Annotated in this window: 13 protein-coding genes and 2 rRNA genes; 13 read left to right on the forward strand and 2 right to left on the reverse strand. The window is 59.3% G+C overall.

Annotated elements, in window-relative coordinates; translation table 11 throughout:
- A 23S ribosomal RNA gene (locus KB449_RS00005) occupies positions 1-1,395 on the forward strand; the annotation flags it as partial.
- Between the two features lie 134 nt (positions 1,396-1,529).
- Positions 1,530-1,646, forward strand: a 5S ribosomal RNA gene (rrf, locus tag KB449_RS00010).
- Positions 1,647-1,801: 155 nt separating this feature from the next.
- On the opposite strand, the gene KB449_RS00015 is transcribed toward rrf, so the two are convergent.
- Together KB449_RS00015 and KB449_RS00020 are read right to left on the reverse strand one after the other, a co-directional pair.
- A complete protein-coding gene (locus KB449_RS00015; RefSeq protein ID WP_282906427.1) occupies positions 1,802-2,230 on the reverse strand; it encodes a VOC family protein in 429 nt (142 codons plus the stop codon).
- Between the two features lie 107 nt (positions 2,231-2,337).
- Positions 2,338-2,655, reverse strand: coding sequence for an ArsR/SmtB family transcription factor (locus KB449_RS00020; protein ID WP_282906428.1), 318 nt, complete (start codon positions 2,653-2,655; stop codon positions 2,338-2,340).
- Between the two features lie 121 nt (positions 2,656-2,776).
- On the opposite strand from KB449_RS00020, the gene KB449_RS00025 reads away from it, so the two are divergent.
- The 11 genes from KB449_RS00025 to KB449_RS00075 all read left to right on the forward strand — a co-directional run bounded on the left by KB449_RS00025 (position 2,777) and on the right by KB449_RS00075 (position 15,703).
- Positions 2,777-4,183, forward strand: a complete 1,407-nt coding sequence (locus KB449_RS00025) for an MFS transporter (RefSeq protein ID WP_282906429.1) — start codon at positions 2,777-2,779, stop codon at positions 4,181-4,183.
- Between the two features lie 40 nt (positions 4,184-4,223).
- A complete protein-coding gene (locus tag KB449_RS00030) occupies positions 4,224-5,390 on the forward strand; it encodes a GNAT family N-acetyltransferase (protein WP_282906430.1) in 1,167 nt (388 codons plus the stop codon).
- Positions 5,391-5,775: 385 nt separating this feature from the next.
- On the forward strand, positions 5,776-6,234 hold the full coding sequence (locus KB449_RS00035) for a CtsR family transcriptional regulator (protein WP_282906431.1): 459 nt from the start codon (positions 5,776-5,778) through the stop codon (positions 6,232-6,234).
- A 50-nt stretch (positions 6,235-6,284) separates the two neighbouring features.
- The gene (gene mcsA, locus KB449_RS00040) at positions 6,285-6,806 is read left to right on the forward strand and encodes a protein-arginine kinase activator protein McsA (protein WP_282906432.1); all 522 of its coding nucleotides are present in this window, start codon (positions 6,285-6,287) and stop codon (positions 6,804-6,806) included.
- Between the two features lie 12 nt (positions 6,807-6,818).
- Positions 6,819-7,883, forward strand: a complete 1,065-nt coding sequence (locus KB449_RS00045) for a protein arginine kinase (protein WP_282906433.1) — start codon at positions 6,819-6,821, stop codon at positions 7,881-7,883.
- 39 nt (positions 7,884-7,922) lie between these two features.
- Positions 7,923-10,391 (forward strand): ATP-dependent protease ATP-binding subunit ClpC, encoded by a 2,469-nt coding sequence (clpC, locus tag KB449_RS00050; protein ID WP_282906434.1) that lies wholly within the window; start codon positions 7,923-7,925, stop codon positions 10,389-10,391.
- A gap of 153 nt (positions 10,392-10,544) precedes the next feature.
- Positions 10,545-11,237 (forward strand): response regulator transcription factor, encoded by a 693-nt coding sequence (locus KB449_RS00055; protein WP_282906435.1) that lies wholly within the window; start codon positions 10,545-10,547, stop codon positions 11,235-11,237.
- A 9-nt stretch (positions 11,238-11,246) separates the two neighbouring features.
- On the forward strand, positions 11,247-12,368 hold the full coding sequence (locus KB449_RS00060) for a sensor histidine kinase (RefSeq protein ID WP_282906436.1): 1,122 nt from the start codon (positions 11,247-11,249) through the stop codon (positions 12,366-12,368).
- Positions 12,369-12,488: 120 nt separating this feature from the next.
- A complete protein-coding gene (locus KB449_RS00065) occupies positions 12,489-13,424 on the forward strand; it encodes an ABC transporter ATP-binding protein (RefSeq protein ID WP_282906437.1) in 936 nt (311 codons plus the stop codon).
- Positions 13,425-13,436: 12 nt separating this feature from the next.
- Positions 13,437-14,555: an ABC transporter permease gene (locus tag KB449_RS00070; protein WP_282906438.1), complete on the forward strand. Its 1,119-nt coding sequence runs from the start codon at positions 13,437-13,439 to the stop codon at positions 14,553-14,555.
- A 2-nt stretch (positions 14,556-14,557) separates the two neighbouring features.
- A complete protein-coding gene (locus tag KB449_RS00075) occupies positions 14,558-15,703 on the forward strand; it encodes an ABC transporter permease (protein WP_282906439.1) in 1,146 nt (381 codons plus the stop codon).
- The last annotated feature ends 80 nt before the right edge of the window (positions 15,704-15,783 follow it).

Consider the following 15,783-nt stretch of genomic DNA (forward strand, 5'->3'; position numbering starts at 1 on the left):
TGTGTAGGCAAATCCGCACACTAATACCTTGAGCTGTGATGGGGAGGGAAAATTACAGTACCGAAGGTTCCGTGCTCACGCTGCCGAGAAAAGCCTCTAGCCAGGAGAAGGTGCCCGTACCGCAAACCGACACAGGTAGGCGAGAAGAGAATTCTAAGGCGCGCGGAAGAACTCTCGTTAAGGAACTCGGCAAAATGACCCCGTAACTTCGGGAGAAGGGGTGCCTCGGTAGGGTGAATAGCCCGAGGGGGCCGCAGTGAATAGGCCCAAGCGACTGTTTAGCAAAAACACAGGTCTGTGCGAAGCCGTAAGGCGAAGTATACGGGCTGACGCCTGCCCGGTGCTGGAAGGTTAAGGGGAGCGGTTAGGGGCAACCCGAAGCTGTGAACCGAAGCCCCAGTAAACGGCGGCCGTAACTATAACGGTCCTAAGGTAGCGAAATTCCTTGTCAGGTAAATTCTGACCCGCACGAATGGCGTAACGACTTGGGCGCTGTCTCAACGAGAGATCCGGTGAAATTTTAGTACCTGTGAAGATGCAGGTTACCCGCGACGTGACGGAAAGACCCCATGGAGCTTTACTGTAGCTTGATATTGAACTTGGGTACGGTCTGTACAGGATAGGTGGGAGCCTAAGAAGTTGGAGCGCAAGCTTCAATGGAGGCGCCGTTGGGATACCACCCTGATCGTATCTAGGTTCTAACCTGTCACCGTGAATCCGGTGAAGGGACCGTGTCAGGCGGACAGTTTGACTGGGGCGGTCGCCTCCTAAAGCGTAACGGAGGCGCCCCAAGGTTCCCTCAGAATGGTTGGAAATCATTCGAAGAGTGCAAAGGCATAAGGGAGCTTGACTGCGAGACCTACAAGTCGAGCAGGGACGAAAGTCGGGCTTAGTGATCCGGTGGTACCGAATGGAAGGGCCATCGCTCAACGGATAAAAGCTACCCTGGGGATAACAGGCTTATCTCCCCCAAGAGTCCACATCGACGGGGAGGTTTGGCACCTCGATGTCGGCTCATCGCATCCTGGGGCTGAAGTAGGTCCCAAGGGTTGGGCTGTTCGCCCATTAAAGCGGTACGCGAGCTGGGTTCAGAACGTCGTGAGACAGTTCGGTCCCTATCTGTCGCGGGCGTAGGAAATTTGAGAGGGGCTGTCCTTAGTACGAGAGGACCGGGATGGACGCACCGCTGGTGTACCAGTTGTTCCGCCAGGAGCATCGCTGGGTAGCCAAGTGCGGGAGGGATAAGCGCTGAAAGCATCTAAGCGCGAAGCCCGCCTCAAGATGAGATTTCCCAATTAGTAAGACCCCTTGGAGAACACGAGGTTGATAGGCTCGGGGTGGAAGCGCAGCAATGCGTGCAGCTGACGAGTACTAATCGGTCGAGGGCTTATCCTACTGTTCCGATCTAGGAACAAACGGCAAGCCGCACAGGTAAGAGCATTTCTAAGCGCAGGTTCGTTTCGCATCCGGTTTTCAGGGCGCAAGCTCTGTAAAGCTGCAAAGCTGTATGGCAAACGCCGCACAGTAGGTCTGGTGGTAATGGCGGAGGGGTCCCACGCGTACCCATCTCGAACACGACCGTTAAGCCCTCCAGCGCCGATGGTACTTGGACCGCAGGGTCCTGGGAGAGTAGGACGTCGCCAGGCTAATGCGCAGCAGTGAGAACCACCTTCTTCGGAAGGTGGTTTTTTGTTGCTTGCGATTGGTTGGTGCTAGGTCAAGTTGCGGAAACAGGGAGTCGAGACTGAAGTTTAAAGCACCGAAAGAGGCTTCCTGTGTAGCCGATTTCGCTGAGGTCCCGCTAACTGCGCCGCCTTGAGGTAAAGCACTGGAACGTGACGCCGAACTTGTCCTTCACGACGCCATAGGCGGCACTGAAGTGGAAGGCGGCAAGCGGCGTGATCACTTCGCCGCCTTCGCGAAGCGCATTGTACATACGCGTTGCCTCTTCGGCATCGGGCGTCGTGATGCAGACCGTGAGCAGGTCTCCTTCTCGCGGTTTCTTTCCCGGCTCGGAATCGGCGACCATGAGCTGGGCTTCGCCGATTTTTAGCTCGCTGTGGGCGATCCGCTCCTTCGTTGCTTCCGGCACATGGCCCTCCGATGCTCCAGGGCCGGCGCCAAAGGTCTGGCTGAAGGTCACTTCGGCGCCAAGCGCTTCGACATAAAAATCGATGGCTTCCTTGGCACGGCCGTCTAGTTGGATAAAGGGAACAAAATGAATGCTCATTGCGATCAGCTCCTTGGCTATTATTGGGTCACCCATCCGGCGTCCTCAAAGCCAGCATACCCGCTAATAGTGACAATTCTTGTCATCGATGCAAAAAAACCGAGAGCTCAGAGCTCATCGGTTTCTTCGTAAGAAGCTAAAATGGAATTCAGCAGTCCAGGAAAGCGAGTCTCCAGATCCTCTTCGCGAAGGGACAACAGACGGTGAGTACCGTGCGTCCGCGTGCGCACGACGCCTGCTTCGCGCAGCGTGCGGCTGTGGTGGGACACGGTGGACTTGGCGATCGGCAACTCGATATCGCCGCAGGCGCGTTCACCGTTCTGTCGCAGCTTGTAGACCATCATCAGGCGAACCGGATCGCTCAGCGCATATAGAACGGAAGAGAGCTGGATATCCGCTGTATCCGGATGGAAGAGCGGCTTCATGGCGGAGCCCTCCTTTATTATTGAATCATAATTGCATTTTAGCACAAGGGATGTTATATTTCTATTGTTCGATAATCATAGAACATTAAAACATTGGAATAAGCGAATGGAGATGAATCGAATGAACGCAATAAAGGCTGGTAACGGTGCAGCTGCGAACACGGAAAATACGGCGTTTAAGTCGGAGAAGGTCGCGACGCTCATCCTTGGCCTGGCTATGGTACTCGTAATTATGAATACGATGATGTTCAACCTGGCGCTGCCGGACGTCACGCACGACTTCGCGCTGTCGCCGTCGAGCGCATCTTGGATCGTTACCGGTTATTCTATCGTATTCGCGATATCATCCATTACGTACAGCCGGCTGTCGGACTACGTGCCGATCAGGCGCCTTGTCGTAATCAGCCTGCTGCTCTTCGGTCTCGCAGCCATCATTGGGCTTTTCGCAAACAGCTTCCTGATGCTGCTGATCGTGCGGATCGTGCAAGCGACCGGCGCAGGCGCGATTCCTTCGCTGTCGCTGGTGCTTATCAGCCGGTACGTGCCGATTGAGCGCAGAGGCGCCGCGATGGCGATCATTATGTCCGCCGCATCGCTCGGCCTCGGACTGGGCCCGGTCGTCGGCGGCGCCGTCGTGCAGTATCTCGGCTGGCATCTTCTGTTTGCCGTCAGCGCTCTGACGCTTATTCTCGTGCCTGTACTAGCGATCGTACTGCCGAGCGAACGCAAGGGCGCCGGATCGCTGGACCTGCCTGGCGCTTTGCTGGCTGCCGTCAGCACGACTGGTCTGCTGTTATTTTTGACGAATCACCAATGGTACATGCTTGCTGGCGGCGCGCTGGCGCTGATCCTGTTCGCCGCTCGCATCCGCACGGCTCGTTTTCCGTTCGTACTGCCCGCGCTTTTCGCGAACCGCAGGTACCTGTTGCTCGGCGCGGTCGGCGTTGCGGCGTACTTGTCGAGCTTCGCCACCCTATTTCTGCTGCCGCAGATCCTGGTGCATCTTCACGGTCTCAGCGCGATCGAGTCGGGACTCGTGATCTTTCCGGGTTCGCTGCTTGCGCTCCTAATGTCCCGCAAAGTCGGCGGGCTCATCGACCGCAGCGGCAACGCGGCGATAATCCGTTACATCCCTGTGCTCATTCTGCTCTCCGTCGTCTTGTTCGCGCTGCTTTCCGGAACTTCCTATGTTTCGATCCTGCTGATTTACATGCTGCTCAGCCTCGGCTTCACCTTCATGACCAGCAGCATCTCCAACGAGATGTCGCGGCTGCTGCCGGCCTCGCAGATCGGCTCCGGCATGGGACTGTTCCAACTCCTCCAGTTCGTGAGCGGCGCATTCGGCGTGGCGCTGTCCGCGAGCGCGATCGATTGGCAGAAGCGCCTGCCGCTGCGCGAAGCGTATAGCAACATCTATTGGGGACTGGCCGTCGTCGTACTGTTGTCCATCGGCTGCGCCTACCTGTACCTTCGCGACAGAAGCGCAAAGCCCGTACTTGCCCCGGCCGTGCAAGCGGATCGTCCTTAAGCTATTATAGTTGTAGCATAAGGGAGGTTGGGCAAACCGCATGGACATTCGCCATCTGTCGCTCGAGGATTTTGACGAGCGGATCGCTTTATCCGAATTCGCTTTTCAATTCAAGCTGCCGCAGGACCGTAGGGAGACGGAGCTCCGCTACTTTCGGCCGGAGGAGCATCTTGGCGCCTTTGACGATCAAGGCAAGCTGCTGTCGGCGCTGATCCTGCTTCCGTTTCGCGTATGGGTGAACGGTACCAGCATGAAAATGGGCGGCATCGCGGGCGTGGCGACCTGGCCCGAAGCGCGCCGGCACGGCTGCGTGTCGCGTCTCTTGCATGCCTCGCTGACGGAAATGCGCGAGCAGGGACAAACGATCAGCATGCTGCATCCGTTCGCTTTTCCTTTTTATCGCAAATACGGCTGGGAGATGACCGTGGAGCGCAAAAAATACGAGCTGGAGCCGCGCCATTTTCCGGCGAAAAGGAATGGGCCCGGGAGCGTGGAGCGCATCGCGCCGAATACGGCTGCGGTCGCGGAATTGTACGCCAAGGCAGCGTCTCGTTATACCGGCACGCTGGACAGAACCGAGGAGTGGTGGACGCGCAAGCGCTGGATCACGCCGGGGCTGCTCGCCCTGTACCGCAACGAAGCTGGCGAACCGGAAGGTTATCTCCACTATCAGGTGGAAAATCGGGTCATGACGGTGCTCGAATGGGTATCCGTCACGGAAGGGGCACGCAGTGGGTTGTGGGATTTTGTTGGCAACCACGATTCCATGATCGACCGGCTCCTGTTGACGGTGCCCTCGAATGACCCGCTGCCGTTTTTAGTTTCCGATCCTCGATTCAAACAGGAGACGCATCCGTACTTTATGTCGCGTATCGTAGATGCTGAAGCGTTCGTGTCCGAATACCGCTTTGCGCCGGGCACGGATGAATCGCTGCTGCTTCGCTTGCAGGATGCGCATGCCGACTGGAACGACGGCATGTTCCGACTGTCCCTCGGGGCAAACGGCAAGGCGGAGCTGAAGCGTACGGTAGAAGATTCCGCCGCTTCGGTCACGCTGGACATTCAGACGCTGACCGCGCTGCTGCTGGGTGGGCGTCGTCCGACCCCGCTGGCCGAGGCAGGCAGACTGGGCGGCGATTCGAAGCTCGTCGGCCTGCTCGAACGCCGCTTGCCAAGATACGATACGTTCCTGATGGACTTTTTTTGAAGGAGCGAGAAGGCGCATCGCCCATTTGCCCGACAGGCTGGATGGCTTTGCGCTTTTTTCGTCTTCTTTCGCAAATGTTGCAGCTTATGTTACTGTGCCATCTCCAGCTCGACCGTTGTCGGCGACATAAGATCACCGCTTTCTCATGAGATTGATAATGTAAATGATAACCAGATCTTCGCATCAGGAAAAGTGCAGGCTTTCGATCTTTAAACGTGACCGAATCGGTGCATACTGAGGAGAAGAGGGACTTGGCGCCCGGCTTCGAACGGAACGACTAGCGGGGTTGCATTTTATTATAAAGTGCGTATAATATGGTTATAGTCAAAGAAAGTCAAAGTCAGAAGTCAAAGCCGTTCTCCGGAAAGGGGGTTAGGCTCTTGTTATGCGCAACATATCCGATCTGATCGAGCATTATCTGAAGCAGATTTTGCAGAGCGGCGCAGGCTCGATCGAGATCCAGCGGGGAGATCTCGCGGAGAAGTTCTCATGCGTGCCCTCCCAGATCAACTACGTCATCAGCACGCGGTTTACGCTCGAAAAGGGGTATAGTGTAGAGAGTAAACGAGGCGGCGGAGGATATATCCGCATTCAACGCGTGGACCTTCCTTCTTTGGAAGCCGTGCAGCGACTGCTCCATCAGAGCGCAGGCAGCCGGATCGACGAGAACAAGGCCAACGGTTTGATCTACCAGCTCGAGGAGGCAGGCATCGTTACCGCCCGGGAGGCGCATCTGATGCGCACCGCGCTTTCGCCGGAGGCGCTGCCGCTCAAGCAGCCGCTGCAGGACGAGCTGAGGTCCAACCTGATGCGGGTCATGCTGCTGGCGCTTCTTGCGCGTTAGACCGGGCCGTTTTGTTAGCCAACCATTATAGCCGTGGGGAGGAGATCAAGTTGGTATGCCAGGAGTGCGGCCAGCGGCCGGCAACGCTTCATTTTTCAAAGTACGTCAACGGAGAAAAGACGGAGCTTCACATTTGCGAAGCGTGCGCGAGGGAGAAGGGCGAGCTCATTCCCGGGACGCCGTCGGGCTTTTCCATCCACAATCTGCTCTCCGGCCTCATGGACTTCGACCCCTCCGGCTTGTCCGGCGCCAAAGCGCAGGTCCAACAGCAGCAGCGATGCGAGGGCTGCGGGATGACTTACGGGCAATTCAGCAAGCTCGGCCGGTTCGGCTGCGCCCACTGCTACAAGCAGTTCGCGGAACGACTCGACCCTTTGCTGAAGCGGGTGCACGGGAATACGGTCCATGTAGGCAAGGTACCGAAGCGGGCCGGCGGACTGGTCAGGCTGCGGCGCGAGATCGACGGCCTGAAGCGGGAGATGCAGAGCCGGATCGAGGGCGAGGATTTCGAATCCGCGGCCGATCTGCGCGACCGCATCCGCGAGCTCGAGCGCGAAGTCCAGAACGGTTAGGGGGCACGGCACATGGGTAATCGGAAATATACCGCGGAGGCGCTGAGCCCCTGGATGAAGGAGGACGCGCCGGATCGCGACGTCGTGCTGAGCAGTCGAGTCCGCATCGCCCGGAATTTGCGGCATCTGCCGTTTCCGATGATGGCCAGCGCTTCGCAGGCATCCGACGCGATGGACCGGCTGCTGATGGTAAATGAGAGCGGCAGGCTGAACGGTCTCGGCGAAGTCAGCAGCATCCGTCTGTCCGAGCTGAGCGAGCTGGAGAAACAGGTGCTGGTGGAAAAGCATCTGATCAGTCCGGCGCTGGCGAACCAGGCGCAGCATGCTGCGCTGATGCTCGGGCCGGGCGAAGACGTCAGCCTGATGGTGAACGAAGAGGACCATTTGCGCATTCAATGTCTGCATGCGGGATTTCAGTTGAAGGAAACCTGGGATACCGCAAGCAAGATCGACGATATCTTCGAGGAAGCCGTCGACTATGCCTTCGACGAGAAATACGGATTCCTGACCAGCTGTCCGACCAACGTAGGCACGGGCATTCGCGCATCGGTTATGATGCATCTGCCCGCGCTTGTCATAACGGGGCAGATCAACCGGATCCTGTCGGCGGTCACGCAGGTCGGCCTGGCGGTGAGGGGCATGTACGGCGAGGGCAGCGAGGCGACGGGCAACCTGTTCCAGGTATCGAACCAGATCACGCTTGGCCAGTCCGAGGCCGAAATCATCGACCATCTGCATGCGGTCGCCCGCCAGATCATCGAGCACGAGAAGGCGGCGCGGGCCAAGCTGATGGGCGAGTCGAGACTGAAGGTCGAGGACCGCATCAAGAGGTCGTTCGGCATTCTGAGCTATGCCGCCGTCATCGACGCGAAGGAAGCTTCGCAGCGTCTGTCGGATCTGCGGCTCGGCGTTCATCTGGGCCTGCTGCCCGGCGTGGACGAGGGTACGCTGAACGAATTGCTCGTCTCGATTCAGCCCGGATACCTGCAACAGGCTTACGGCGAGGCGCTTAGTCCGGAGCAGCGGGACATGACTCGCGCCCAAATGATCTCGTCCAGACTGGCAACTCATGCCTAAATCATCTATTCTTATATTATACGGAGGAGGTGCTGTCTCATGATGTTCGGACGATTCACCGAACGCGCACAAAAGGTTCTTGCATTGGCACAGGAAGAAGCGGTGCGCTTGGGACACAACAATATCGGTACGGAACACATTCTGCTCGGTCTAATCCGCGAAGGCGAGTCTATCGCCGCCAAGGCGCTGATCGCGCTGGGCCTCGGTCTCGAGAAGATCCAGGACGAAGTCGAATCCTTGATCGGACGCGGCCAGGAGCAGCCGACCAACATCGCCTACACCCCGCGTGCGAAAAAAGTCATCGAGCTGTCGATGGACGAAGCGCGCAAGCTCGGCCATACGTATGTCGGCACGGAGCATATCCTGCTCGGTCTGATCCGCGAAGGCGAGGGCGTGGCGGCACGCGTACTCAACAATCTCGGCATCAGCCTGAACAAGGCGCGCCAGCAGGTGCTGCAGCTCCTCGGCAGCAGCGAGAGCGTATCGCAGAATCACGGGCCTTCTAACAATGTAAGCACGCCTACGCTCGACGGTCTGGCACGCGACCTGACCGCGAGCGCACGCGACAACAATATCGACCCGGTCATCGGGCGCGCCAAGGAGATCGAACGCGTGATCCAGGTGCTCTCCCGCCGGACCAAGAACAACCCAGTCCTCATCGGCGAACCCGGCGTCGGCAAGACGGCGATCGCCGAGGGCCTGGCGCAGCGCATCGTAAACAACGAGATTCCCGAAACGCTTCGGGACAAGCGCGTCATGACGCTCGATATGGGCTCCGTCGTCGCCGGTACCAAGTACCGCGGCGAGTTCGAAGACCGCCTGAAGAAGATCATGGACGAGATTCGCCAAGCCGGCAATGTCATCCTGTTCATCGACGAGCTGCACACGCTGATCGGCGCGGGCGGCGCGGAAGGCGCGATCGACGCGTCCAATATCCTGAAGCCGGCTCTCGCGAGAGGCGAGCTCCAGTGCATCGGCGCGACGACGCTCGACGAGTACCGCAAGTATATCGAGAAGGATGCAGCGCTCGAGCGCCGCTTCCAGCCGATTACCGTCGACCAGCCGTCGCCTGAAGAAGCGATCCAGATCCTGAACGGCTTGCGCGACCGCTACGAGGCGCATCACCGGGTCAAGATTACGGACGACGCCATCGAAGCCGCAGTCAAGTTGTCCGACCGCTATATCACGGATCGCTTCCTGCCTGACAAGGCGATCGACCTGATCGACGAAGCCAGCTCCAAGGTCAGACTGCGCTCGTACACCGTACCGCCGAATCTCAAGCAGCTCGAAGCGCGCCTTGAAGATATCCGCAAGGAGAAGGACGCCGCCGTGCAAAGCCAGGAGTTCGAGAAGGCTGCCGCGCTGCGCGACACCGAGCAGAAGATCCGCGAAGAGCTGGATTCTACCAAGAATACCTGGAAAGAAAAGCAGGGCCGCACGGATTCCGAGGTGACGCCGGACGATATCGCCCAGGTCGTCGCGAGCTGGACCGGCATCCCGGTCGTCAAGCTGGCGGAGGAAGAGACCGAACGCCTGCTGAAGCTGGAGAGCATCCTGCACGACCGCGTCATCGGCCAGGAGGAGGCCGTGAAGGCCGTCGCCCGCGCCGTACGCCGCTCCCGTGCCGGACTCAAGGATCCGAAGCGTCCGATTGGCTCGTTCATTTTCCTCGGGCCTACGGGCGTCGGCAAGACCGAGCTCGCGCGTGCCCTGGCCGAAGCGATGTTCGGCGACGAGAACGCGGTCATCCGCATCGACATGTCGGAGTACATGGAGAAGCACTCGACCTCCCGTCTCGTCGGGGCGCCTCCAGGATATGTCGGTTACGATGAGGGCGGCCAGCTCACCGAGAAGGTCCGCCGTAAGCCTTACTCGGTCGTCCTGCTCGACGAGATCGAGAAGGCGCATCCCGAAGTGTTCAACGTGCTGCTGCAAGTACTTGAAGACGGCCGTCTGACCGACTCCAAGGGCCGCACGGTAGACTTCCGCAATACGCTGATCATCATGACGTCCAACGTCGGCGCCGACCAGATCAAGCGCAATTCCTCGCTCGGCTTCACCGCCGTGCAGGATGCTGGCAAGGACTACAACAACATGAAGGATAAGGTGCTCGGCGAGTTGAAGAAGTCGTTCCGCCCCGAGTTCCTGAACCGGATCGACGAGACGATCGTCTTCCACCCGCTCGCCGAAGAGCACATCGCGCAGATCGTCACGCTCATGGCCGACGATCTCAAGAAGCGCCTTGTCGAGCACGACGTCAAGTTCGAGCTGACCGAAGCGGCCAAGAACTTCCTTGCCAAGGAAGGCTTCGATCCGGCTTACGGCGCGCGTCCGCTGCGCCGGGCGATCCAGAAGCATATCGAGGATCGTCTGTCCGAGGAGCTGCTGCTCGGCAAGATCTCGAAGGGCGACTCGCTCGAGATCGACGAAAAGGAAGGCGCGCTTGTCGTGAACAACACCAAGCCGTCGTCTCCCGAAGAGAACGAAGCGGTCAAGAATAACAGCTAATCCGATTGCTCGCAACATCCGCGCCGGCGGGACACTCTTTAGAGTCGTCCCGCCGGTTTTTTTCTGCGTTGCGGCCATCTGCCAATCTAGCCGATTGCGCCTCGCTCCCGCAGCGCTTATGATCATCATAGACATAAAGCGAGGTGGAAGAGTTTGCCGATCAAAGTGCTGATCGCCGACGATAACTCATTTATCCGGGAAGGGATGAAGATCATCCTGACGAGCTTCGAGGAATTCGAGGTCGTGGGGACGGTGGAGGACGGCGCCCAGGCCGCTGCCTTCTGCGAGGCGCACGCGCCGGACGTGGCGCTGCTTGACGTTCGCATGCCGAACATGAACGGCGTGGAGGCGGCGCGGCTCATCGCGGCCAATACGAAGACCAAGCCGCTGATCCTGACGACCTTCGACGACGAGGAATACATTCTCGAAGCGATCAAGGCCGGGGCCAGAGGCTACCTGCTGAAAAATAACGACCCCGAGCGCATTCGCGACGCCATCAAAAGCGTGCATAACAACCACGACGTGCTCCAGGACGTCGTGCTTGACAAAATCAAGGCGCAGCTCGCGCAGGGCACTACGCCGCAACCGCAGGCACCGGCATCAGCGCCGTCCGCCAAGCCGGGCGAAGCGATCGACCGCAGCCTGTTCACCGAGCGCGAGCTCGACATCATGGAGCAGATCGCCCGCGGTTTGTCGAACAAGGAGATCTCGCGCAAGCTGTTCATCTCCGAGGGCACGACGGCCAACTATATTACGTCGATCCTGAACAAGACCGGCCTCGAGCATCGTACGCAGATCGCGATCTACTATCTCACGGGCGAAGCCCGCGTGCCGGAAGAGGAGTAGAAAGCGCCGATGGAGCTATGGCTGCTTTGGAGCAAATCCGCGCTGCTGCTGTTTATCGGATACGCGCTGTACGGCACGCCTCATGACGATTCGTTCCGGCCCGCCTATATGCTCGTCCTTTTGTTGTACACGTGCCTGAGCTTCGGCCTCCCGCCCCTCAGGCGCATCAAAATGGCATCGCTCGCGCTGTCGGCGCTGTCCGCCGCCCTCGCGGTTTACGGCGCGCTGGAGCTGCATCCGCTGTTCCTGCTGCTTGTGGTGCCGAACCTGTACGAAGCCGCTTCGGGCCTCGGCGCCGCGAACTGGCAGACCGCCGTCGTGCTGGCCGCGGGCGCTTGGCTGCTGCCGGCACAGGACAGGCCGACCTACGCGCTGGCGGCGGCGCTGTGCTTCATGCTTTACATCTCGACCTGCAAGCTGAACGCGCGGCTTGCCCTTCGCGAGGAGGAGCGGGACAAGCTCCAGGAGGACGCGCGCAGGCTGACCCGTGCGCTCACGGATAACGAGGAATATGCGCGCCAGGCCGAGTATACGATCAAGCTGGAGGAGCGGGGCCGGCTGTCGCAGCAAATTCACGACGAGATCGGCCACTCGATGGCCGGCGCGCTCATTCAAATGGAGGCGGCCAGGCGGCTGCTCGACACGAACCGGACAAAGGCCGAGGAGTTGCTCGGCAACGCGATCGTCATCTCCAAGGAAGGGCTGGAGCGCATCCGCCTGACGCTGAAGCAGTCGAAGCCGCCTGCCGAACAGCTCGGCATCGGGCGCCTGCAGCTGTTCGTGGACGAGCTGTCGGCGAAGCAGGACATTCGCGCGACGCTTAACTATGCCGGCGATCTCGATACGATCACTCAGCTGCAGTGGCGTATCATTCAGGCGAACGTCACCGAGGCCGTCACCAATTCGCTCAAGTACAGCGGCGCCGAGTCGATCGCGGTCGAGGTGCTCGTCCTGAATAAATTCGTCAAGGCGGTCGTGCGCGACGACGGCCGGGGAGCGGACAGGGTCGTCAAGGGACTTGGCATCGTCGGCATGGAGGAGCGCGCGGCGACGGAGGGCGGCACGATCATCGTCGACGGCTCGCGCGGCTTCAGCGTGACGACGCTGCTGCCCGTGCGCGTAGGCTCATGAGATTTTCATGAGCGGTTCATATGAGATTTCTCATGCCAAAGGATGAACTTATGCACTGACATAAGAGCGTCCTTTTTTTTATGATTAGATCAACAAATGAACGACGGGAGCGAAAACGCGATGAACATTATCGAGATCGGCGGACTGACCAAGAAGTTCGGGGACTTCGCGGCGGTGGACAATATGACTCTCACCTTGAAGGAAGGAGAGATCTTCGGCTTCCTTGGCGCGAACGGGGCCGGCAAGAGCACGACGATCAGCATGATCGCCTCGCTGCTCCGTCCGACAAAGGGCGAGATCAAGTTTCTCGGCAAAAACATCGCCAAGCACGCGCATTTCGCCAAGATGAACATCGGCATCGTGCCGCAGGATCTGGCCATTTACGAGGATATGACCGCCTTCGAAAACGTGAAGTTTTTCGCCGGGCTGTACGGCTTCCGCGGCAGCGAGCTGAAGGCAAGGGTGGAGGAGGCGCTCAGCTTCGTCGGACTCGGCGACAAGCAGAAGGAGCTGCCGAAAAACTTCTCGGGCGGCATGAAGCGACGGCTCAACATCGCATGCGCCATCGCGCACCGGCCTAAGCTGATCATCATGGACGAACCGACGGTCGGCATCGACCCGCACTCGCGAAACTACATTTTGCAATCGGTCAAAGAACTGAACCGCATGGGCTGCACGATCCTCTACACGAGCCACTACATGGAAGAAGTCGAAGAGATTTGCACGCGCATCGCGATCGTCGACCACGGCAAGATCATCGCCGACGGCACCAGGGAACAGCTCAAGGCGATCATCACGGACTCCAAGGAAATCTGGATCGACGTCAAGAGCATCGAAGGGCTGAATCAGGAGCGACTCAAAGAAATCCGCGGCGTACTGAACGTGCGAATCGAGGAACAGCGGATCAAGATCCAGTCGCGCGCCGAGATCGCCAACCTGAACGATATCGTCCAACAGCTCATCCGCGACGGCATGGAGATTCGCGCGGTCGAGGAGCAGGCGCCGAACCTCGAGACGGTATTCCTGACGCTGACCGGCCGGAATCTGAGAGACTAAGGGGGCGAGAGCTTGAACACGCTGCATATCGCGAAAAAAGAAATCGTATCGGCGCTGCGCAACAAGTCCACCTTTCTCTTCATGCTCGCCTTTCCGATCGCGCTCATGCTCATCCTGGGGCTGGCGCTGTCCAACGCCTTTTCCGGCAGCATCGAGATCAGCGACGTGAAAATGGCCTACAAGATCGATCAAGCTAGCCCCGCGCTGGCAGCAGGCTGGGAGAGCTTCGCCAAGGCTGCCGAAGAAAGCGGGGTCTTGATCGAACCGCTACCTACCGGACAGGACGGCAAGCAGGCCGTCAAGGAAGCGCAATACGCGGCTTACGCCGATGTCTCCGACAAGGGGATCGCTTATTACGACAACAGCCGGAGCACGGTCGAGAGCAACATCCTGCAGGGCATGCTGAGATCTTTCGCAGACCGCTACAATCTGGAGGCCGCCTTCGCGAACGCAGGCGCATCGTCTCGGACCGACGGCAGCGGCCAATCGCCCGCTCAACTGGTAAAGGCTACGTCGCTCACAGCGGACAGCCAGCCGAACTCCATGGACTACTATGCGGTCGCCATGACGACGATGATCGCCTTGTACGCGGCGCTTAGCGCCTCTGCGCTCATCGAGACCGAACGGACCCGCCACACGATCGTCCGGCTGGCCGCAGCGCCGGTGTCCAAAGCGGAGATATTCGCCGGCAAGGTGCTTGGCAGCACCGTCATCAACGCCATCTTCATCGTCGCCGTCATGCTGATCAGCCATTTCGCCTTCGGCGCCAACTGGGGCGATCATCCGGTGCACGTCCTGCTCGTTCTGATCACGGAGGTGCTCATGGCCATCGGCTTCGGGCTCGCGGTCGGCATGATCTTCCGCAGCAAAGCGTCGCATTCGTTCTTGCTCATCTTCATCCAGATCGCCTCGTTCGTAGGCGGCGCATACTTTCCGGTGAATGACTTTACCGGCTTTATCGGCGCCGTATCCTACTACTCGCCGCTGCGCTGGAACAACGCCGGCGTCATCGAGACGGTGTTCGGCGGGGACACCGCCCCCGCTTTGACGGCCGCAGGCTATAATCTCGCGTGCGCCGTCGTCCTGCTCGCCGTATGCATGTTCTTTATCCGCAGAAGGGAGACGATCTAACCGTGAAAACGATCCTCTGGCTCATGGCCCATACTTTTCGGAACACCTTCCGCAAACGCTCGAATATGATTCTGTTTCTACTCCCCGTCGCCGGCGTCCTGATATCCGCCGCGCTCTACGGCAACGCCGGCGGCGCGGGTCTCCGCATCGGCATCGTGCAGCAAGACGGCGCGGACGCCGTCGGCCGCGACGTCGCGGCCTTCATCGGGGCGTTGGACGGCGTCAAGATAACGGATACGTCGGATGCCGACCTGAAGGACCAGATCGCTGCGGGCAAGCTGGACGCGGGCATCGTTATCCCGGCAGGGTTCGGGGAGACGCTCAAGGCAGGTTCGCCGCAGCAGCTCGAGCTGCTGTCCGTCAAAGGCGCGCAGGTGACGGCTTATGTCCAGGCCATGCTGGACGGCTATCTGAAAAACGTCGCTTCGATCGCCGCAGAATCGAAGGGAGACAAGGCGCGCTTCGAGCAAATCTACGGCGATTATTCGCAGGGCAGCTTCAAAGTTAGCCACGAGCAATTGAACGACGCGTCCAACGTCAAAGACACGACGTATCAATCGCTCGGTTTCCTGGTGGCCTTCATCATGTTCTCGTCCGTCAACATGTCGGAGATGATCCTGCGCGAAAAAGAAAATCGGACGTTCCTGCGCCTCCTCTCCTCGCCGGTCACCGCCCGGTCGTACGTCGCGGCGAACGTCGCGGTCAATATCGTCGCCATGGTGTGCCAGATCGCCCTGACGCTGACCTTCATGCGGGCGGTGCTCCATATCGACTCGGGCGTGCCGATCATGCAGCTCGCGCTAGTCCTGGTGCTGTTCGGCCTCGGCGCGATCGCGCTGTCGCTGCTTATCGTCTCGCTCTCCAAGTCCAAAGGCCAGTCGAGCGCGCTGCAAAACCTCATCATTACGCCAACGTGCGTGCTTGCCGGCTGCTATTTCCCGATGGACATCATGCCTGACGCCATTCGCAAGATCGGCGCGTTCCTCCCGCAGCACTGGCTGCTCGACACGGTGAACCGTCTTCAGCATGGCGACAGCTTCGGCAGCCTCTACATGAACCTGCTCGTGCTGGCCGCCTTTGCCGCCGCCTTCGCCGCAATCGCCATCTTCCGGTTCAGCCGCAACAACGATACGAGGACCTTCGTCTAATCCCTTACATGCCGCTGTTCCGATCGCTCTTCCTCCGATCCGTCGCCAGGATTGACCCGGCGGCGGATCTTGGCGTTCGG

Origin of the sequence: Cohnella hashimotonis (assembly GCF_030014955.1) — a bacterium.
Taxonomy (GTDB): domain Bacteria; phylum Bacillota; class Bacilli; order Paenibacillales; family Paenibacillaceae; genus Cohnella; species Cohnella hashimotonis.